Annotated in this window: 18 protein-coding genes and 1 pseudogene; 11 read left to right on the top strand and 8 right to left on the bottom strand. The window is 72.0% G+C overall.

The window, feature by feature from the left end:
• Together L615_RS06915 and L615_RS06910 are read left to right on the top strand one after the other, a co-directional pair.
• On the top strand, positions 1 to 1,816 hold a 1,816-nt coding region (locus L615_RS06915; RefSeq protein WP_222430477.1), incomplete at its 5' end, for a helix-turn-helix transcriptional regulator.
• Between the two features lie 179 nt (positions 1,817 to 1,995).
• The gene (locus L615_RS06910; protein ID WP_145724562.1) at positions 1,996 to 3,525 is read left to right on the top strand and encodes a glycine-rich protein; all 1,530 of its coding nucleotides are present in this window, start codon (positions 1,996 to 1,998) and stop codon (positions 3,523 to 3,525) included.
• Between the two features lie 74 nt (positions 3,526 to 3,599).
• Here the strand turns inward: L615_RS06910 and L615_RS06905 are convergent, their stop codons facing one another.
• The 3 genes from L615_RS06905 to L615_RS06895 form a co-directional block, all read right to left on the bottom strand.
• Complete coding sequence (locus tag L615_RS06905; RefSeq protein WP_186449764.1) at positions 3,600 to 4,286, bottom strand: MFS transporter; 687 nt, start codon at positions 4,284 to 4,286, stop codon at positions 3,600 to 3,602.
• 175 nt (positions 4,287 to 4,461) lie between these two features.
• Positions 4,462 to 4,854 (bottom strand): MFS transporter, encoded by a 393-nt coding sequence (locus L615_RS06900; RefSeq protein ID WP_145724560.1) that lies wholly within the window; start codon positions 4,852 to 4,854, stop codon positions 4,462 to 4,464.
• Between the two features lie 123 nt (positions 4,855 to 4,977).
• Positions 4,978 to 5,460, bottom strand: coding sequence for a hypothetical protein (locus L615_RS06895; protein ID WP_145724559.1), 483 nt, complete (start codon positions 5,458 to 5,460; stop codon positions 4,978 to 4,980).
• A 136-nt stretch (positions 5,461 to 5,596) separates the two neighbouring features.
• Between L615_RS06895 and sigJ the strand changes: the two genes are divergently transcribed.
• The gene (gene sigJ, locus L615_RS06890) at positions 5,597 to 6,508 is read left to right on the top strand and encodes an RNA polymerase sigma factor SigJ (RefSeq protein WP_145724558.1); all 912 of its coding nucleotides are present in this window, start codon (positions 5,597 to 5,599) and stop codon (positions 6,506 to 6,508) included.
• A 54-nt stretch (positions 6,509 to 6,562) separates the two neighbouring features.
• Here the strand turns inward: sigJ and L615_RS06885 are convergent, their stop codons facing one another.
• The 3 genes from L615_RS06885 to L615_RS06875 form a co-directional block, all read right to left on the bottom strand.
• Complete coding sequence (locus tag L615_RS06885) at positions 6,563 to 7,429, bottom strand: hypothetical protein (protein WP_145724557.1); 867 nt, start codon at positions 7,427 to 7,429, stop codon at positions 6,563 to 6,565.
• Between the two features lie 213 nt (positions 7,430 to 7,642).
• A complete protein-coding gene (locus L615_RS06880; RefSeq protein WP_145724556.1) occupies positions 7,643 to 8,320 on the bottom strand; it encodes a hypothetical protein in 678 nt (225 codons plus the stop codon).
• On the bottom strand, positions 8,268 to 8,912 hold the full coding sequence (locus L615_RS06875; RefSeq protein ID WP_145724555.1) for a hypothetical protein: 645 nt from the start codon (positions 8,910 to 8,912) through the stop codon (positions 8,268 to 8,270). The genes L615_RS06880 and L615_RS06875 overlap by 53 nt, the downstream gene beginning before the upstream one ends.
• Positions 8,913 to 9,947: 1,035 nt before the next feature.
• On the opposite strand from L615_RS06875, the pseudogene L615_RS06870 reads away from it, so the two are divergent.
• Positions 9,948 to 10,111: pseudogene (locus tag L615_RS06870) on the top strand (transposase); the annotation flags it as partial.
• Positions 10,112 to 10,251: 140 nt separating this feature from the next.
• Here the strand turns inward: L615_RS06870 and L615_RS06865 are convergent.
• Both L615_RS06865 and L615_RS06860 read right to left on the bottom strand, forming a co-directional pair.
• Positions 10,252 to 12,390 carry a TerD family protein gene (locus L615_RS06865; protein WP_145724554.1) on the bottom strand — a complete coding sequence of 713 codons (2,139 nt, stop codon included), beginning with the start codon at positions 12,388 to 12,390 and terminating at the stop codon, positions 10,252 to 10,254.
• A gap of 166 nt (positions 12,391 to 12,556) precedes the next feature.
• Positions 12,557 to 12,904 carry a helix-turn-helix transcriptional regulator gene (locus L615_RS06860; protein ID WP_036518892.1) on the bottom strand — a complete coding sequence of 116 codons (348 nt, stop codon included), beginning with the start codon at positions 12,902 to 12,904 and terminating at the stop codon, positions 12,557 to 12,559.
• Positions 12,905 to 13,005: 101 nt separating this feature from the next.
• Here L615_RS06860 and arsM point away from each other — a divergent pair, with 101 nt between their 5' ends.
• The 7 genes from arsM to L615_RS06825 all read left to right on the top strand — a co-directional run bounded on the left by arsM (position 13,006) and on the right by L615_RS06825 (position 19,379).
• Positions 13,006 to 13,839 carry an arsenite methyltransferase gene (gene arsM / locus L615_RS06855; protein WP_145724553.1) on the top strand — a complete coding sequence of 278 codons (834 nt, stop codon included), beginning with the start codon at positions 13,006 to 13,008 and terminating at the stop codon, positions 13,837 to 13,839.
• Positions 13,840 to 13,940: 101 nt separating this feature from the next.
• Entirely contained in the window at positions 13,941 to 14,936 is a 996-nt protein-coding gene (gene arsB / locus L615_RS06850; RefSeq protein ID WP_261376586.1) for an ACR3 family arsenite efflux transporter, read from the top strand.
• Positions 14,933 to 15,394 carry a low molecular weight phosphatase family protein gene (locus L615_RS06845; RefSeq protein WP_145724551.1) on the top strand — a complete coding sequence of 154 codons (462 nt, stop codon included), beginning with the start codon at positions 14,933 to 14,935 and terminating at the stop codon, positions 15,392 to 15,394. The genes arsB and L615_RS06845 overlap by 4 nt, the downstream gene beginning before the upstream one ends.
• A 344-nt stretch (positions 15,395 to 15,738) precedes the next feature.
• Positions 15,739 to 16,830, top strand: a complete 1,092-nt coding sequence (locus L615_RS06840) for an iron ABC transporter permease (RefSeq protein WP_145724550.1) — start codon at positions 15,739 to 15,741, stop codon at positions 16,828 to 16,830.
• A 43-nt stretch (positions 16,831 to 16,873) separates the two neighbouring features.
• Entirely contained in the window at positions 16,874 to 17,869 is a 996-nt protein-coding gene (locus L615_RS06835) for an ABC transporter substrate-binding protein (protein WP_145724549.1), read from the top strand.
• Positions 17,866 to 18,663, top strand: a complete 798-nt coding sequence (locus L615_RS06830) for an ABC transporter ATP-binding protein (protein WP_028656875.1) — start codon at positions 17,866 to 17,868, stop codon at positions 18,661 to 18,663. Before L615_RS06835 ends, L615_RS06830 begins: the two co-directional genes overlap by 4 nt.
• Positions 18,660 to 19,379 carry a class I SAM-dependent methyltransferase gene (locus tag L615_RS06825; RefSeq protein ID WP_028656874.1) on the top strand — a complete coding sequence of 240 codons (720 nt, stop codon included), beginning with the start codon at positions 18,660 to 18,662 and terminating at the stop codon, positions 19,377 to 19,379. The genes L615_RS06830 and L615_RS06825 overlap by 4 nt, the downstream gene beginning before the upstream one ends.
• Positions 19,380 to 19,450: the final 71 nt, after the last annotated feature.

The raw sequence follows: 19,450 nt of genomic DNA, 5'->3' as shown, positions 1-19,450 counted from the left end.
CCCGCAGCCGGTCGTCGCCGACGCGGTCGGGCAGGAGCTCGGGCCGTTCGCGACCGACCGCCTGCACCGCCGCGCCGCCGAGCTCCTGCTGGCCGAGGACGCCGACGCCGCCGAGGTCGCCGACCACCTGCTGCGCACCACCCCCGCCGGCCTGCCGTGGATCGTCGAGAGCCTGCGCCGCGCGGCCGACGAGGCGACCTGCAAGGGCGACTGCGCGACGGCCGCCGTGCTGCTGCGCCGCGCCGTCGAGGAGCCGCCGGCCGCCGAGCACCGCTCCGCCGTACTCGCCGAGCTCGCGTTCGCCGCCAGCCGCGCCGGCACCCCCGACGCCGAGGACCGCCTCGCCGACGCCCTCGCGGTGGCGAACGGGCGCGACGAGCGGCTGATGCTGCTGCGCGAGCGGACCCGGCTGATGTGGCTGACCGGCCGGCTGCCGGAGGCCGTCGAGGCCAGCGAGACCGCGCTCGCGGAGACCGAGCCGGACACCGACCTGCACCAGCAGCTGCTCGCCGAGCTGCTGGCGGTCGCGTCGATGCACGACCTCTCCCCGATCTACGCGCGCCCCCAGCTGGTCGAGCTGCTCGAGCGCGCCAGCACCGGCTGGGTCCCCGAGGTCCCCGCGCTGGCCGCGACGCTGGCGACCGTGCTGCCGTTCGTCCTGGGCGACCTGCGGCTGGTGAACCCCCTCGTCGACCAGGCGCTCACCGAGGAGCTGTGGCGCGTCGACGCCCCGCCGTTCGGGCTGCGCCCGGACTTCGTGATGGGCTCGCTGTGGCTGTCGGAGAACCTCGAGCGCGGCACCCAGGTCGTCCACGAGGGCCTCGAGGTCGTCGACCCGGACAACCTCTTCCGCCACGGCCTGCTGCACTACTGGATGGGCGAGCTGCGGTACGCCGCGGGCGACCTCCACGGGGCCCGCAGCGCCGCCTCCTCCGCGCTCGACCCGCGGTGGGGGCCGTGGGTGAGCTGGTTCGGCTTCTCCAGCGCCACGCTCGCGCACGTCCACATGGACCTCGACGACCACCACCGCGCCCGCGCCGTGCTCGGGGCCGCCGACGACAAGGTCGACCCGCACCAGATGACCGGCATCTCGGTCGACCTCGCGCGCGCCCGGCTGCTGCTGCGCACCGGCGAGCCCGCCGAGGCGGCTGCCCTCGTCGACCTGGTCCAGGAGCGGCTCGAGGTGCTGGGCCACCGCGGCAGCCCGCAGATCGTGTGGCGCCCGCTCGCCGCGACCGCCGCGCACGCGCTCGGCGACACCGACCACGCCCGCGCGCTCCTCGAGGAGGAGGTCGAGCTCGCCCGTCGCACCAGCGCGCTCGGCCGCGAGGGTCGCGCGCTGCGCACGGCGGCCGCGCTGGCCGAGGGCGACGAGCGCCTGTCCCTGCTGCGGCAGGCCGCCGACGTGCTGTGCCGCTCCGAGCGCCGGCTGGAGCGGGCCCGCGCCATGCACGACCTCGGGGTGGAGCTGCACAGCCGCGGCGACGTCCCCGGGGCGCGCACGGCGCTCGCCGAGTCGCGCGAGCTCGCCGAGACCTGCGGATCCGGCGCGCTGGCCGCGCGGGCGCTCAACGCCCTGCACGCGACGGGAGCCCGGCCCCGTCGTACCGCCCGGACCGGGCTCGACTCCCTCACCCGGGCCGAACGACGCACTGTCGAGCTCGCCGCGGAGGGGATGACGAACCGCGAGATCGCCGCGGAGCTGGTGATCGCGCCACGCACCGTGGAGTGGCACCTCGGGCGGGCGTTCGCCAAGCTCGGCGTCACCTCGCGGCGCGAGCTGCGGGACGCGCTGGAGCGCCGCGACCTGTCCTGACCGGACCACGACCCACAAGCTCTTCAGCCCCGCACCCCGGGCCGTTCCTGCCCCCTCCCCCGGGTTTTCACCGCCCCCACCCCGGTCTTTGAGGGGCTTCGCCGAAACTGCCCCGTACGGCGCCGCGCCGTTCCTACGCTGACCCGCGACTCACTGCTCCCTCCCTCCCGGAGTCACCGATGAAGCGTCTCGCCTGCACCGCCCTGTCCGCGCTGCTTCCCGTCGCGGCCCTGGTCGCCGTCAGCACCGCACCGCCGGCCTCCTCGGCCCCGGCGCTTCCCGACGAGTGCTCGGCCGAGGGCAACCAGGTCACCTGCGTCTTCACCGAGGACGCCACCTTCACCGTCCCCGCCTGGGTGACGGCGGTCGAGGTGGTCGCGGTGGGCGGCAATGGCGGCAGCGGGCGCGGGGAAGGCGTCCGCGTGCTTGGCGGTCGCGGCGGCCACGTGGAGCACACGATCCCCACCCGGCCGGGCTCCCTGCCCGCGCCCCGGACCCTGGTCCTCCACGTCGGCGGCAACGGCGGCGAAGGCCAGGCCGACGGCTACGGCTCGAGCGGTGGAGCCCACGGCGGCGGCGCCGGCGGCGAGTGGGCCGGCGGGGGTGGCGGAGCCACCACCGTGTTCAGCAGCCCTGCCCTGACCGAGCGACTCGTCGTCGCACCGGGCGGCGGCGGTGGCGGTGGCAAGTGCTACGTCGAGTACACCCCGTGCGGCACCGGTGGTGATGCCGGCACCAACGGCAGCACGGCCTACGACCTGGGGACGTGGCCGACCGGCGGCCGCCCGGACGGCACCCCCGGAACCGGCGGGCAGGGCGACATCGGCGCCGGCACCGACGGCTGGCCCGGGACGGCCGACGGCCAGGGCGGGAACGGCGCGAACAACCACCAGGGCGGCGGCGGGGGCGGAGGTGGCGGTGGCTACCACGGCGGGGGTGGCGGCGGCTCTGCTGCGACCTTCCACGGTGCTGGCGGGGGTGGCGGCACGCCGTACCCGCCCTCCGCGCCGATGACCCTCGGCGACGGCAACCCCCGCGTCGAGCTGCGGTACGTCGACCGCACCATCGGCGACGAGACCGCGCCGACCGTCTCCGTCGACGCCGGCCCGTCGCCCCGGATGGCCGCGACCGCGCGGGTCTCGTGGTCGGGCAGCGACAGCCAGGCCGGCGTCGCGGGCTACGACGTGCGCATGACCGAGGCCGCGTGGCACGGCGCAGTCAGCGCCCCGAAGATGCTGCGCACCGCGACCACGGCCAGGTCCCTGACGGTGAGCCTCGCGAAGAGCAGCCAGTACTGCTTCCGCGTCCGCGCCCACGACCACGCCGGCAACACCTCGGGCTGGAGCACCGAACGGTGCACCACCCGCCCGCTCGACGACCGCGCGCTCACCGGCGCCGGTTGGAAGCGGGTGTCCGGCGGCGGCTACCTCGACCGGACGGCCACCACCACGAGCCGCAAGGGCCGCGTCCTCGCGCTCCAGCGCGTCCCCGCCGGCCGCGTCGCGCTGGTCGTCAGCAAGGGCCGCAAGCACGGCCGGCTCGAGGTCCGGTACGGCACCAGGGTCGTCAAGCGGCTGTCGCTGGCCGGCCCCGCCCGCAACCGCGTCGTCGTCCGCCTGCCGGACCTGAAGAAGCGCACCACGATCCGGCTGCGCACCACCACCAACAAGCCGGTGAAGGTCGACGGGATCGTCGTCGCCCGCCGCTGACCCGGCAGGCGACGTACGCCGCTCGTGCCCGTCCGGTGTGGGACTCCGGGCGGGCACGGGTGCGGCGCACGCGCTCATCGCGGGCGTCGGAGCAGCCCGGCCGACGCGACGGCGGCCGCAGCCGCCAGGCTCGCCGCGAGCAGCGCGACCGAGCGGAACGCCGTCGCGTCGACGGCGTCGGCGACCGGGACGCCGAGGAGCGTGACGCCGGCGGTGACGCCGAGGGGCCGCACCGTCTGCAGCACCCCGGAGGCCATCCCGGACCGGCCCGACCCAACCTGGTCGAGCCCGGCTTTCGTCAGCGGGGTGAGGACCGGGCCCGAGCCGGCGCCCATCACCACCAGCGCCGGCGTCACGTCCAGCATGCCCGCGCCGTGCTGCACCCCCGCCAGCAGCACCATCCCGAGCGCCAGCACCGCACAGCCGACCGCCGGCACGACCGGGCCCGGGAACCGGTCGGCCAGCCGCCCGGCCACGGGCGAGACGGCCATGTACGGCAGGATCGTCGGCAGGTAGAGCAGCCCGGTCTCCGCAGCCGTGAAGTCCTGCGTCGTCTGCAGGAAGAGGCTGAGGTAGACCAGCACCCCGAAGTACGCCGCCGACGCCAGCGCCGTGGCCACGCACGCGCCGCTGAACACCCGGTTGCGGAAGAGCCGCAGGTCCAGGAACGCCCCGTCGCTGCGGCGCTCGAGGGCGACGAAGGCGGCCAGCACGACGAGGCCGAGCACCACCACGAGCGGCGTGCGCGTCGCCCCACCCACGGTCGGTGGCCCGCATGGCGCCGTACTGCACGGCTCCGATGCCGACCACGAACGCCACCACCCCGGCAGGGTCGAGCGGCGCGCGGCCACGGGCCGGCTCCCGGCGCGGCAGCACGACCGCGGCGGCGGCCAGGACCGCAGCGGCGAACGGGAGGTTGACCATGAAGACGGACCGCTACCCGAACGAGTCCGCGAGCACACCGCCCGCCAGCGGCCCGACGACGAAGGACAGCGCCGCGAAGGAACCGTAGGTCCCGAGCGCCCGGCCGCGCTCGTGCGGCGGGAAGGTCTCCGCGACGAGGGCGAAGGCACTCGCGATCACCGCCGCAGCAGCGGCACCCTGGGTTGCCCGGGCGACGTCGAGCACGACGGCAGACCAGGCCACTCCGCAGGCGGCAGACGTCACCGCGAACGCGAGCAGCCCGCCGAGGAACACCCGTCGCGCGCCGAGCCGGTCGCTCAGGTTGCCGGCGAGGACGAGCAGGGTCGCGCTCAGCAGGGAGAAGGCGTTGACCACCCACTGCAGCTGGGCGAGGCTCGCGCCGAGGTCGCGCTGGACGTCGGGCAGGGCGAGGTGACGGCCGTGGTGTCGAGCCCGGCGAGGAAGCCGGCTCCCGACGCGACGAGCAACGTCCGCCTGGCCGTGCCGCGGTCGACCGCTTCAACCGGCGCGTCACGCGTCGTGCGGTCCTCAACGCTCACGGCGCTCCCCCAGCGAGCGGACCAGGGCGACCAGCCCCGGCAACATCGGGAGCAGGGCAAGCAGGCCCCAGACCGGCGGGAAGATGCGGGCGTCGTACTCACGGACGAGCAGGAGCGCCAGCGCCAGCACTGCGTCCACGGCCAGCGCCGCGCACATCGCCACCGGGGCCATCCAGCGGGCGCGGGAACGGACCACGCCCGCGACCCCCAGCCACACCAGCACCGCGACGGCGGACGCCGTGTAGAGCAGGCCGTAGAGCACTCCCGGGCCCACGTCCACGCCCTCGGCGGCATAGATCGGTTCGGCGTGCTCCATCAGCCGCTGCGGCCCCTGCTGGTCGGCCAGCGCCACCACCGCGAGGACCCCACCGAGGAGCGCCGCAACCAGGGCTGCAGCGCGCGTCACCCGGCGGTCGCTCGTCGTCGGGGTGGTGGTGCTGCGGCTCTTGCTCGGTGCACTGCTGGAACTCATCAACTAACCTCTCTGAGTCGTCGTCAGGGACCGGATCTGTCCCCGTCCTCCTCTGACGACGCAGGCCCCGCAGGTGTGAGGCGAGTCGGGGAGTGCCAGCTCTCGGGCCTGGCCGGCGTTCCCCGGGAAGGAACCCATGACCTCCCCCACCGAGGTCCCGACGATCGATGCCGAGCGGCCACGGCTGGTCAACCTGGCCTACCGGATGCTCGGGTCGCTGACCGAGGCCGAGGACGCCGTGCAGGAGGCCTACGCCCGGTGGTTCGCCCTCGCGCCCGACGACCGGGCCGTGATCGAGTCACCGCCCGCGTGGCTGACCACGGTCACCAGCCGGGTGTGCCTCGACCACCTGGGCTCGGCTCGCGCCCGGCGCGAGACGTACGTCGGCGAGTGGCTGCCCGAGCTGCTGCCCGACCCCCGCGATCCCCGCTCCCCTGCCCCTGCCGCCGGTCACACCGACCCGGCGGACCGGGTGACCCTCGACGAGTCGGTGAGCACCGCGCTGCTGGTCGTGATGGAGTCGATGACCCCCGCCGAACGGGTGGCCTTCGTTCTCCACGACGTCTTCGGCTTCCAGTTCCCCGAGGTCGCCGAGGTGCTCGAGCGCAGCCCCGCCGCCTGCCGCCAGCTGGCCTCGTCAGCCCGCCGCCGCGTGCGCGACGCCGAGGTCTCCCCCACAGCCCCCGCCCACCAGGCCGAGGTCGTCCAACAGATCAAGCAGGCGTGGCAGGCCGGCGACGTCGCCGCCCTGCTCGACATCCTCGCCGAGGACGCCGTCACCGTCACCGACGGCGGCGGCATCGTCCACGCCCAGCTGCACCCCGTCTCCGGCGCCTCCGAGGTCGCCCAGCTCCTGCTCAGGAACGTGCCCGACGGCCTGGACGTCGTCGAGACCCCCGTCAACGGCGAGCCCGGCCTGGTCGTGCAGCGCGACGGCACCACCCTCATGGTCGTCGCCTTCGGCATCGCCGGCGACCACGTCCGCCACATCTGGGCCACCCTCAACCCGGAGAAGCTGCGACCCTGGGGTGGATTGGAGTCGGTCTGACCCGGGCCTCGCTCGGTGCTCTGCGCGCCGGCCCGGCCTGGGCCGGAGCGTTCGTCACATCGCCCCCGAACGGACACGTTGCCAGCGCGCAAGCGCGTCCTCGTAGGCCGTCATGGCGCGGGCGTGCTCGGCGTCGAGCTCGACCTGTCGCGCGACCCGATCGACCTCGGCGCGAGCTTTCCGCGCTGTCCACGCGGAGAACTCCGGATTCTCGATCCGCCGGGCCTGGGACCCACACCTCTTGATGCAATCGGTCCCGACACGGTGCCTTTGGCTCTCCGGGTTCGTCAGTGGCCGGCCACACTTGACGCAGTTGTACGCCAGCTCCCAGATGGTCGAGCTCGGCTGCGCACCGACCCACTCCGCGCGGGCCTTCTGCGGCTTCGGCTTCTTCGGCTTCTTGCCCGCCCGCCGGCGGGCAGCAACCCGCTCGCGCCACGACAACCGGACCTTCTCGACATCTGCGGAAGATTCCGCGTCCGGCGTGCCCGCGACGTCGGCTGTCGGCGGCGCGAGCTGCACCTCCGCCGTCGCCCCCACGTCGACGGCACGTGCAGACTCGACAGCTCCGCCTCCTGCGGCGGCCACGAGCATCTCCATGCGGGGGTCGAGCGTCGAGCCCCAGAGCGTCTTGTTGCCGAGCGGGGTCTTGAGGCGCGCACCGCGCTTTGAGCCTCGCGGCCCCCTGACCAGGTCGAGAGGAAATGGCACGCGGTGGGCACGAGGCCGGAATGCACCCTTGACGACGAGCAGCGCCCGGTCGGTCAGGACAGCCTCGACCCAGATGTGGGCGTTGACCGAGTAGAGCGCGCGCGGGACCTCACCCGGCTCGAGGGCCTCGGCCACGGCTCGTTGCATGCTCTCGTCCCGCAGGCCGTTCTCCCCGTTCAGGGAAGCGATTCGGTCGTCGTACGTCTTCAAGTCCTTCTCAGCACCAATCCGTGGAGTCCGTCGACTCGTCAGCACGTCACGCGGGTGGCAGGGCTCCGTCCGCGACGCCGACAGTAGTTCCGACCCCCGACTGTCGGATGCGCACTTCGTCGAGATGGCCACGACGCCCGACTCCCCGATCGGCCACCCGGGGCCAGGCATGACCGGTTCTCGCTGCTCAGGCACACGTCGCGGTGCCCGCGCCTACCTCGAGCCGCACACGTACGCCACCGCCTCGCTCCGGCCGCACAGGGTCATCTCCCACGGCACCGGTCCCGTCGTGAACTCCTCACCGTCCACCTCGTAGAGCACCTCCGCCGCAAGCAGCGTCCCGCCGGCCCTCCCGGTCTCGAACGTGATGACCAGCACGGGGTCGTCCGCCCGCAACTCGTCCTTGCACTGCCGGTCGATCGGCACCGCCGACAGGTCGTCCTCGAACTCGTACCAGTCGGCGAACTCCGCGCTGTCCTTCGCATATGCCTCGGCGAAGTCGGGCGCCGAGCCAGTGGCAGACACGAAGAGGAGCGGGCCGTCCGGATCTCGTCCCACGCCGATCCGCGCCTTGACCGAGTCGACCTGCCCCACCTTCTCCAGCACACGGACCTCCGTGATCCTCGCCGGCGGCCCCTCCTCGTCGAGGCACAGACGGAAGCCCGAGAACGAACCGACCCAGCGGGCCGGGCCCTTGTCCGGGCGGTAGATGCTCACGCCGCCGCCGTCGGACAATGCGCCCAAAGGTCCGTCCGTCGCCGGCTCGTCGCTGCCGCAGCCGCTCGCGAGGACCGCGAAACCGACGATGGCTGCAGCAGCCCCGACCTTCCTCATCGGCTCAGAGGTTCCGCCGCGCTTCGCGGATCTTCCCCGCCCGGGCAGGAAATGCATTGTTGCCACACGCCCACCTGGCCTTCGGGTTGTCGTAGTAGAGCCGTGCGCCGTTCGAGTACGAACGACTACTGGAGAGGTCGATGCCGATCACGCCCTTGAACTTCACGCCGTAGCTCAGGGTGTAGTCCTTGCCGCGCACACGGCCCCGAAACCACTCCCCCTTGTCGATCGGGGCGCAACGGCGGAAGGCAGGCTTGCCGGTGCGGAGACGGTGGCTCGCCGTACCGCCCGTCTGCAGCCACGGCTTCCACGACCGGGAGGTCTCGTACCTGAACTTCCCGGCGTAGTAGTAGGCGCAGCGGAACTGCCGGTAGAGGACCTGCACCCGGAACGAGCGGTCGTAGTTGCGGCGGACGAAGTTGTGGCCCCAGTCGTCGCTCGTCGACCGGGTGCCGGTGCCGCTGAACGACACCCCCTTGTCGAAGCTGGTCGCCACGCCGAACGTGCTGGTCGAGCCTCCCGAGTAGGTCAGCCACGACCTCGACGTGCGCAGCGGGTACGACGTCCCGATGGTCGCCCACCGCTTCGTCGTCCGGCCGGTCGCCTTGCAGCGCCGGTAGCCGAGACCACCGATCGGGTCTGCCTGCACCGTCCGCCCCAGCGCCGACAAGCGTGTCGCCAGGCGGTCGCCGCCCGTCCGCCCCGGCACGATCCCGGCAGGCGCCCGCACGGTCCGCACCTTCGCCACCGGGACCGCGTCAGCCAGGCTGGCCGGTGTCACCACGGCAGTCCGCGCCGACCCGGCAGATCGCAGCGCTGCCGGGCTCAGGACCGGGAGCCGCGTCGACGGGTTCCGCGACAGCGACGGCACCGGCTCCGCGACGTCCAGCCACACCGGCCTCCCCTCCAGCCGCGCAGCGCGGACGGTCACCGTGTGCTCCCCGACAAGGCGAAGAGCGGCGTTCTCCACACGGATGTTGACCGTCACCAGCCCTCCAGGCTCGACGAAGGCCCTCGGCACCGTCGTCGGGTCGAGCCGGAGCTCCACCCTGCCGTTACGGGTGACGAATGACCCCGTCGGCATCGGGCGCCACGCCATCGACGGGGTCCGCCTCAGTGCGGTGGGGGTGGGAAGCAGCGCAGCGCTGAGTACTGCTCCGGGGACAGCCGCTGCCGGCAGCTCCACCCTGACCGCAACCGGTGGGCCGGACGCCCGATCGGCAGCCGTCGTGGGTTCGCCGGGCCACAGCGACAGGCCCGAGGCGACCAGCAGGGCAACGATGACGGCGGCGAACCGGCCACGGAGGCCGAGGCGTGAACATTCCATGGAGAGCTCCCGAGAGATGGATCGTGCATGAGGCACCGCCCTCCGCACCTTGCACGACTCCTCCATCCTGCCGCCCGCGATCGAAGGACCGGTGCAGGCACGCTAGCCGCGCCGTCGCCCGCTCATGTCCGCTCTCCACAGACCCCTGCGCCGGCCGCCCGGAAGGAGTCACCGGATATCGCCGAGACGCGCTGCGCACCACCGCAGCCATTCCGACAGCATCGCCGGCGTACGCAGTCGCCAGCGCCTGGACCACTCGATGGACGGAGCGATGGGCACCTCACCGAAGACCGGGGACCTCGAGCTCGGCCGGAAGATCGCCGCACGCCGTGAGGAGCTCCGGTTGAGCCGCAAGGCGGTGACATCGAGCTGCGAATCCCCAAGCTCTGCAAGGGCTCCTACTACCATCCATCCTCGAGGCCCGGCATCGGATCGACCAAGCGCTCTACGCGGTCGTGATGGAGCCCTACGTCCACGGCATCTCAACCATGAGTATGGACGACCTGGTGGTCGGGCACGGCGCCGGAAATTGCGGCCACTCCGCCCAGGCTGTCACCACGCCGGTTCATCGTCGTCTCCGAGGCCGGGTCCTACCGCGTGCCGAAGACCGGCGCCCTGCGCGCCACTGGGACCGCGAGTGCAAGTATTCGAAGCCGGTCGGTCAACCGCGCTTGTCGGACCATGGGCGGAGGTGTTGCACGACGTCGGCGTAGAAGTTGGTCGTGACGTCCTTGACCGAGCCGATCAACGTGCCGGCGCCAGCCGCACGCTTGGGTCCGAGCTGCTGCTCCAGGGAGACGGTGAAGGCCTTGATCTCCCGCTGCTCCTCGGGAAGCAGGATGGCTGGGTCCTGCCGGGCCTTGCCCAGGAGGGCGGCGGTGGACGTCGCCCGTGGCCCTGCGAGATGCGCCTCGACGCGGATCGAATCACTCGCCTCCTCCGGGATCTGCCTCAGCAGCCAGTTGATCCGTGTCTGGGCACGCGTCTCGCCACGAGGTGCAGCGACCTTGACGGAGGCACTCACCTTGTCGGCGCGGACGTCGGCGCCCACCACGACGACATCGACCGCGCCGGGCACCTTGAGCCGCCCGAACATCAACCCGGAGTCGGCGAGCTGTTGTCGGCGGCTGGCGTGATCGGGCGTGTCACGCGGCGGCAACGCCAGCACCTCGACGCCGAGGAGACCGGTGAGATGGTGCGCGAGGTGCTGGACCAGCTCGTCGTACCTGGCGCTGACCTCCCCGATGGCCTTGTCGTTCGCCCTCGCGGTCTTCGCCTTGACTGCGTCCCGGACCCTGACCCAGCTGCTGCCCATGTCGCCGAGGCCACCCATGCCCGAGCGGGGGTGGTTCATGTAGCGGAGGAATTCGTGCAGCACCTTGCTCTGGGTCGCGTCCGCCACTCCGCGGTGACGGGCAGCGAGGACAGCCTCAGCCCGGATCTGGTCCCAGGCCAGGTGGTGGAGCCCGACCTTGCGGAGCTTCCGACGATCGATCGCGACGGGATGCTCGGCATCCCCTCCGGCGAGCTCGTTGCCGATGGTGATGACGGCGTCGAACCCCTTGCTCCGGGCGATGTTGACGTAGTTGTCGATCTGAGTGGCATCGAGCTTCCCGTTGGACGTCTTGACCTCGACCAGTGCCGTCCAGGTCTTCTGCCCGCGGGTCACCCGCACGACACCATCCGGCCGGTACGCCTCCTCGTCCTGGCCGAAGGGAACCTCGACGAAGGTCTCGATTGCTCCCTTCGGCGCGCCACACCTGGTGGTCAACGCAGAGCCGAACTCGCGCACCGTGCTCATCACGGCAAGCAGGGCCGACGTGGCGCGGCGTTCCTGCTCCTCGCCGCTGCCGATGCCCGCCACAGGGAAGAGACGAGCGGGTTGCCAGTCGGTGCCGTCATCAGCAGGGATCGACGCATTCCAGTCAGCCGGCAGCCGTGGCGCCCTCGCAGCGCGACGCACGGACACACCCTTCCGGGCAGGTCGTGACGATGACGTCTCCTGCTCTCCCTTCGCGTCCACGGCGGGAGGCACCGCTCCGTCGCCCCCGCCTGGCTCGGTCGGCGTGGCGTCCTGTGAAGAGGGCGCGACGACCTCATCGGCCGCGTCGGCGCTCGACGAGCTCTCAGCGCCGGTGTCGTCAGCATCTGCCGGGCCGTCGTGAACCTCGATGTCTGCGTCATCAGGTTCAGCATCGTCGGGTGCGACCTCCACGCCGTGTGCACCGATCAGGGCAGCCAGCCCCTCGGCGTACCCCTGACCCACGGCGCGGATCTTCCACTCGCCGTCGCGGCGGTAGAACTCACCGAACAGCAAGGCGAGCTCGTCGCTCGCGTGCTCGATGTCGAAGACGAGAAGGTCGGCAGCGTCCGACGTGCGCTGCATGCGCATCCGGATCGCCGCGGCGTCGCCGAAGGTCTCCCCCAGCGCGGGATCGAGGCTCGCGGAGATGACGATCCGCTCGATGTCGTCCGGCACGTTGTCCAGCTCGAGGGTGACGACGTCAGAGGACCAACCTTCCTCTGCCTCTGGCGTGCCGGGCTCCGGCTGGACCTTGTCGCGCAGGTGGACCGCACCGCCGAGGGCGATCGGCTGGTTGTAGAACACCAGGTCCGAGCTCGACCGCACCTTGCCGCTCTCGTCGAGCAACAAGACGCTCACGTCCGCATCGACGACATCGCCGTCGCGGCCGCGTGTGTCGAGGAAGACGGTGAGTGAGCCGAGCTCCGCACCGAGCTGGCTCAGGGCGGCATTGCCGCCTCTCCGCAACACGAAAGGCATCGTTCCGAGATCTGTCACCCTCAAGAGGTTGCCACGAGTACCCGATCCAATGGGCTGGAAGCCGCAATGCGAAAGCCGTCAGCCAGGCTGATTGCGACCGGCCGACGCCAACGATGCTGTGAACGATCGTGCGCACAGCCGACTGCCGTAGCGGCCGGACGTGGCGGCGCCGCCCGACCTCGGCTCAGGGCGCCAGCGCGCGACTGAGCCGCTCCAGCGCACCGTCGACGAGGCGGTAGAAGGCCCAGCGTCCGCGCTGTTCCCGGACCACCAGCCCGGCGTCGACGAGCTGCTTCATGTGGTGCGACACCGTGGGCTGCGAGAGTCCGACGGGATCGGTGAGGTCGCAGACGCACGCCTCCCGCTCGGGCTGCGCGGCGATCATCGACAACAGCCGGACCCGTGTCGGGTCGCCGAGCGCCTTGAACGCCTTCGCCAGCTGCTGCGCCTGCTCGGTGTCCAGCACCCCACCGGTGACGGCGGAGCAGCACGCGGCGGTCGCGTCGGCGAGGGGCAGCTCGGAGGTGGTCACGACATCCAGTTTGCCAGACATATTGACATCCGTCGATGCATCGACGATCCTCGATGCATCGACGACCGTCAATGCAATCACGTTCCCGGAGGAGCACCACCATGAGCACCACTGACCCGACCGCCCCCAGCCAGTCCAGCGACGAGGTCCGCGAGGAGGTCCGCAACCGCTACGCCCAGGCTGCTCTCGCCGTCGGCCGCGGAGCCGGCAACACCGAGCTCAACGACGCGCTGCAGGTCGTCGACTCCTGCGGCAGCTCGGACACCTCGTGCTGTGGCGGCGCCACCGGGGCGATCGACGACGCCTTCGGTGCGGCGCTCTACGCCGCCGACGACCAGGACGCTTTGCCCGCCGAGGCGGTCGCGGCCAGCCTGGGCTGCGGCAACCCCACCGCGGTCGCCGACCTCCGCGCCGGCGACCGGGTCCTCGACCTGGGCTCTGGCGGTGGCATCGACGTCCTCCTCTCCGCCCGCCGTGTCGGGGAGACCGGGTTCGCCTACGGCGTGGACATGACCGACGAGATGCTCGACCTCGCCCGCGCCAACGCCGCCAGGGCSGGCGCGMMSAACGTCGAGTTCCTCAAGGGCACCATCGAGGACGTCCCCCTGCCCGATGGTTCGGTCGACGTCGTCATCTCCAACTGCGTCATCAACCTCTCGACCGACAAGGCGAAGGTCATCGCCGAGATGTTCCGCGTGCTCACCCCCGGCGGACGGATCGGGATCTCCGACGTCGTCGCCGAGGACCACCTCACCCCGGCCGACCGCGCCGAGCGCGGCTCGTACGTCGGCTGCATCGCCGGCGCCCTCTCCCGCTCGGAGTACCTCGAGGGCCTCGCCGCCGCCGGGTTCATCGACGCCGAGGTCGAGTTCACCCACGAAGCCGTCCCCGGCATGCACGGCGCGATCATCCGTGCCACCAAGCCGGCCCAGTGACCCAGAAGGCGCGCCCGGCGGCTCCGCAGACGGTCCCCGCGCCGGTAGCCCGGCGGTTGTCCACCCTCGACCGGTACCTGCCGGTGTGGATCGGGGTCGCGATGGGCGCCGGGCTCCTGGCCGGGCGCTGGATACCTGGCATCGCTGACGCCCTGGACGCGATCACGGTCGGCTCCATCTCGCTGCCGATCGCCCTCGGGCTGCTGGTGATGATGTATCCGGTGCTGGCCAAGGTCCGCTACGACGAGGTCGGCCACGTCGCCCGCGACAGGCGGATGATGGCGCTGTCCCTGGTGCTGAACTGGGTCCTCGGTCCCGCGCTGATGTTCGCCCTGGCGTGGCTGCTGCTCCCGGACCTCCCCGAGTACCGCACCGGCCTGATCATCGTCGGCCTGGCTCGCTGCATCGCGATGGTCATCATCTGGAACGACCTGGCCTGCGGCGACCGCGAGGCCGCTGCTGTGCTGGTCGCGGTCAACTCCGTCTTCCAGGTCCTCGCCTTCGCACTGCTCGGCTGGTTCTACCTCGACCTGCTGCCCGGCTGGCTCGGCCTGTCCACCACGGGACTGGACGTCTCCCCGTGGTCGATCGCCGGCAGCGTGCTGGTCTTCCTCGGCGTCCCGCTCGTAGCCGGTTACCTCACCCGTCGTACCGGCGAGGCCCGCCGCGGCCGCGACTGGTACGAACAGACCGTGCTGCCCCGCCTCGGCCCGTGGGCGCTGTACGGCCTGCTGTTCACCATCGTGGTGCTCTTCGCTCTCCAGGGAGAGACCATCACCGACCAGCCCGTCGACGTCGCTCGCATCGCGGTCCCGCTGGTCATCTACTTCGCGACCATGTGGGCCGGCTCCCTGGCTCTCGCACGGTCGATCGGGCTCGGCCACGCCCGCTCCACCACGGTCGCCTTCACCGCGGCAGGCAACAACTTCGAGCTCGCCATCGCCGTCGCGATCGCCGTCTTCGGCGTCGCCAGCGGCCAGGCACTCGCCGGCGTCGTCGGGCCCCTCATCGAGGTGCCCGTCCTCGTCGGACTGGTCTACGTCAGTCTCTGGACCCGCCGCTTCTTCCCCGACACCCGGACCGGAGCCGCGCCGTGACCCAGCACCCCACTCCCGAGGACCGTCCAGTCCCCCAGGTCGTCTTCGCCTGCGTGCGCAACGGAGGCCGCTCCGTCATCGCCCGCGTACTGACCGAGCACTACGCCAAAGGCCACGTCGTGGCCGTCTCGGCCGGGACCCAGCCCGGGGAACACATCCACCCCGAGGTCGCCACCGCGCTCGAGAGCCTCGGCCTCGACACCTCACGCGAGCATCCCCGGCACCTCACGCGCGAGATGGTCGCCGCCAGCGACCTCGCCATCACCCTCGGCTGCGGGGAGGAGTGCCCCTACGTCCCCGGCGTCACCTACCGCGACTGGCCCGTCGACGACCCCGGCGGCCAGGACCCGGCCACGGTCCACCGCATCATCGCCGACCTCGACGTCCTCGTCCGCGATCTCGTCGCTGAGCTCGCACCCAGCCTCACCCTGCGCGAGAGCGCTCTCGATCGAGGCTGAGGATCGTTGCGACCGGGGCCGTGCGGGAGGCGCAAGGCCCAGGAGACGCGCCGCCGCCGAAGCCGTGGGACGGCTCCTGCCGCCGCAGGGACGGCAGCAGCAACGCCGACCATCGCCCAGGTCGAGGTGGATCCCCCTGCTCCGTCATCAACCCGCGGGCCCGCTGACCCCGGCCCGCTGGTGATGTCCTCGATCGACGGCGCTGCGATCGCGGCGCCTGACCTGCTGACGGCCAGCTGACCTCCGGACCGGACCTCAGGAGCCCTGACCTGACGGACGTGGCAGCTGTCACCACCTGTAGCCTTCGATTCGCTGTTGCCAATCATTTGCAATAAGGGGGTCACATGGGTCTGCCGGGCCACGAGCTGGCGTCCGGGGAGACCCCTGTCGACCTGCTGGGACTGGCGGCGCGGCGCAGCCGCAACTCGCTCGTCGTCACCCTGCTCGGCGTACTGCTCGCAGCCTCCACCGTGCTCTGCACTGCCGTCGGGCCGGTCTGGACCGGCCCCGACGACGTGCTTCACGTCCTGCGCGCGAAGCTCCTCGGCACAGTGGTCGAGGTCGACCAGACCGTGGAGGTCATCGTGTGGGACGTCCGCCTGCCCCGCGTCCTCATGGCGATCGCGGTCGGTGCCGGGCTCGCCGTCTGTGGCGCTGCCCTCCAGGCGATGGTCCGGAACATGCTGGCCGATCCCTACCTCCTGGGGATCAACTCGGGAGCGTCCAGCGGCGCCGCGGCGACCATCCTGTTCGGCGTGACGCTCGGCCTAGGCGAGCACGCCCTGTCGGCCAGCGCCTTCCTCGGCGCCCTGGCCGCCTCCCTGCTGGTGTTCATCGTCGCCCGCGCGTCCGGACGCGTCACGTCGATCCGCCTGCTGCTCGCCGGCGTCGCCGTTGGCTACGCCCTGTCCGCACTCACCAGCTTCCTGATCTTCGCCTCCGGGTCCGCCGAGGGCGCGCGTTCGGTGATGTTCTGGCTCCTGGGCTCTCTCGGCCTGGCCCAGTGGGGCGCACCGCTCCTCGCCCTGGGGCTGGTCGTGGCCGCCACCGTCGTGCTGCTGACGGCGTGGGGGCGACACCTCGACGCGCTGGCCATCGGGGACGAGACAGCGCTCGTCCTGGGCGTCTCCCCCGCGCGCTTCCGGACCCGGCTCCTGGCCGTGGTGTCCCTGTGCATCGGGTTCGTGGTCGCCGCGTCCGGCTCGATCGGGTTCGTCGGCCTCGTGGTCCCGCACCTGGCCCGCCGCCTCGTCGGGGCTGCCCATGCCTGGGCGATCCCGGTCTCCGCGCTGCTGGGATCGCTGTTCCTGCTCTGGGCCGACCTGTTCTCCCGCATGCTCCTGCAGCCGCGCGAGCTGCCCATCGGCATCGTCACCGCGATGGTCGGCGCACCCTTCCTCCTGCTGCTCATCCGTCGACTGCACCCCGGCGCGTGACCGCCCACCACCTCCCCCCGAGAACCAGGAGAAGACAGAACCGATGACCCTCCGCAGCCTGCGCGCCCTCATCGCCGGCGTCGCCGGCGTCGCTCTCGTCGCCACGCTGGCGGCCTGCGGCACCGACGGTGGCCCAGCAACTGGACGATCGGGCGAGAGCTACCCGCTCACCGTCGAGAACTGCGGCGCCGAGGTGACGTTCGACGCGGCACCCACCCGCGGCGTACTGCTCAAGCCCGCTGCGGTCCCCTACCTCCACGAGCTCGGGGTGCTCGACGAGGTGGTCACCGCGCGTGCCGGGGCCTACGCCCGCGAGTACTACGACGACGACACGTGGGCCGAGCTGGAGAGCATCCCGACGCTCTCCGACGACCTCGACGCCTCCGGCCACCTGCAGATCTCCAAGGAGGTCGTGCTGGCCCAGCGTCCCGACATCGTCTTCGGCGAGGCCGACAACCTGGTCCGCGACACCCTTGGCGCAGCAGGGGTCGCCTTGATCGAGGAGCCGGCGCTGTGCCCGGAGCCGCCCGCCGACCCCTCGTTCGAGGCCATCTACGAGCAGATGCGGCTCTACGGCAAGGTCTTCGACAAGAGAGCCGAGGCCGATGACGCCATCACGCGGCTCGAGGATCGCCTGGACCAGGTCCTGACCGAGGTGGACAAGACAGAGAATCGCACCGCCGCGGTCCTCTACCCCACCGTGGGCGGCGGCGCTCCCTACGCCTACGGCACCTCCTCCATGGCACACCCCCAGCTCGAGGCCGCCGGCTTCACCAACGTCTTCGCCGACACCAGCGAACGCGTCTTCGAGGTCACGCTGGAGGAGCTGGTCGCCCGCGACCCCGACGTCCTGATCCTGCTCCACTCCGACGGCGACCCCGACGACGCCAGGGACGCCATCACCAGCATGAACGGGGCACAGGCGCTCACCGCGGTCAAGGACGACGCGATCCTCACGCAGCTCTTCAACTTCACCGAGCCGCCCACCCCCCTGGTGATCGACGGCCTCGAGAACATCGTCGACCACTTCCAGCGATGATCACTGCCGACGCGATCCACTTCGCCTACGGGGACCGCACGGTCCTCGACTCGGTGGACCTCGCGGCGCCGCACGGCGAAGTGCTCGGCCTGGTCGGCCCGAACGGATCCGGCAAGACCACCTTGCTGCGCACGCTCCACGCCTCGCTCAGGCCCCGGGCCGGCACGGTGCTCATCGACAGCGAGCAGCTCACCACGCTCTCGGCCCGCGAGATCGCCCGACGCGTCGCCGTCGTCGTCCAGGAGACCGCAGGCGACCTGCCCCTGCTGGTCTCCGACATGGTGCTCCTCGGACGGACCCCCCACCGCTCGGGCTTCGCCCGGCGAGGACGGGAGGACGAGCAGATCGCGGCCGCGGCGCTCACGCAGGTCGGTGCCCTGCACCTCGCCGGCCAGCCGTTCGACGGGCTCTCCGGCGGTGAGCGCCAGCGGGTGCTGATCGCGCGCGCCCTCGCCCAAGGATCCAGCCACCTGCTGCTCGACGAACCCACGAACCACCTGGACGTGCGCTACCAGCACGAGATCCTCGACCTCGCCCGCGACCTGGCCCTGACGAGCGACCACACCGTCGTCGTCGTGCTCCACGACCTCAACCTCGCCGCGACCTATTGCGACCGGGTGCTCCTGCTCGACCGTGGCACCGTCGTGGCCGCGGGCACCCCCGACGAGGTCCTCACCCCGCCCCTCCTCGAACCCGTCTACCAGGTCGCCGTACGACGGCTCGAGCTCGACGACGGCTTCCAGCTCGCCTTCCGCCCCCTCATCACCCGAACGCCGCAGAGGAACAGCCGATGACCACCTCCACCCCGTCCGACGTCCAGGCCGCGCTCAACGCCTACTGGTCGGAGCGGTCCGTCCCCTACGACGAGTACCAGCAACGCGCCGACCGCAAGGCCCTCGACCTCGCCGCCTGGCAGGACGCCTTCACCGACGCCCTCGGCACCGAGCCGCTCGACGTCCTCGACGTCGGCACCGGGTCGGGCTACGTCGCCTGCACGCTGGCCGAGCTCGGCCATCGCGTCACCGGCATCGACCTCGCCGACGGGATGCTGGACCGCGCCCGCCTGCACGCATCGGGGATGAGCAACCCGCCGACCTTCCTCCACGGCGACGCCGTCGCCCCCGACTTCGCCCCGGGCACCTTCGACGCCGTCGTCAACCGCTACGTCACCTGGACGCTGCGCGAGCCCGACGTCGCGCTGCGCAACTGGTTCGACCTGCTGCGCCCCGGCGGAACCCTCGCTGTCGTCGACGCGGCCTGGTTCGCCAGGGGCCTCCACGTCGGCGCCAGCGAGCAGTTCAAGGCCTACTACGACGAGACCGTGCGCCAAGCCCTGCCGCTCGCCGAGTCCACGAGCATCGAGCCCTTCGTCGACCGCGTCCGGGCGGCCGGCTTCGTCGACGTCGAGGTCGTCGAGCTCACCCGGCTCCACGAGCTGGACCGCGAGCACGGCGTCGCGCCGAACCACGAGGTGCTCATGCAGTACGTCATCCGCGGCACGAGGCTGTGACCGGGGCGCCGTGTTCCCGGTCTCGTCCTGCCCGGTGTCGGGCCAGCGTCAGTCGCCCTTGCCTGCCGCAG

Origin of the sequence: Nocardioides sp. J9, from assembly GCF_007829375.1 — a bacterium.
GTDB lineage: Bacteria > Actinomycetota > Actinomycetes > Propionibacteriales > Nocardioidaceae > Nocardioides.
This window is presented reverse-complemented; position numbering and strand designations above follow the sequence as displayed.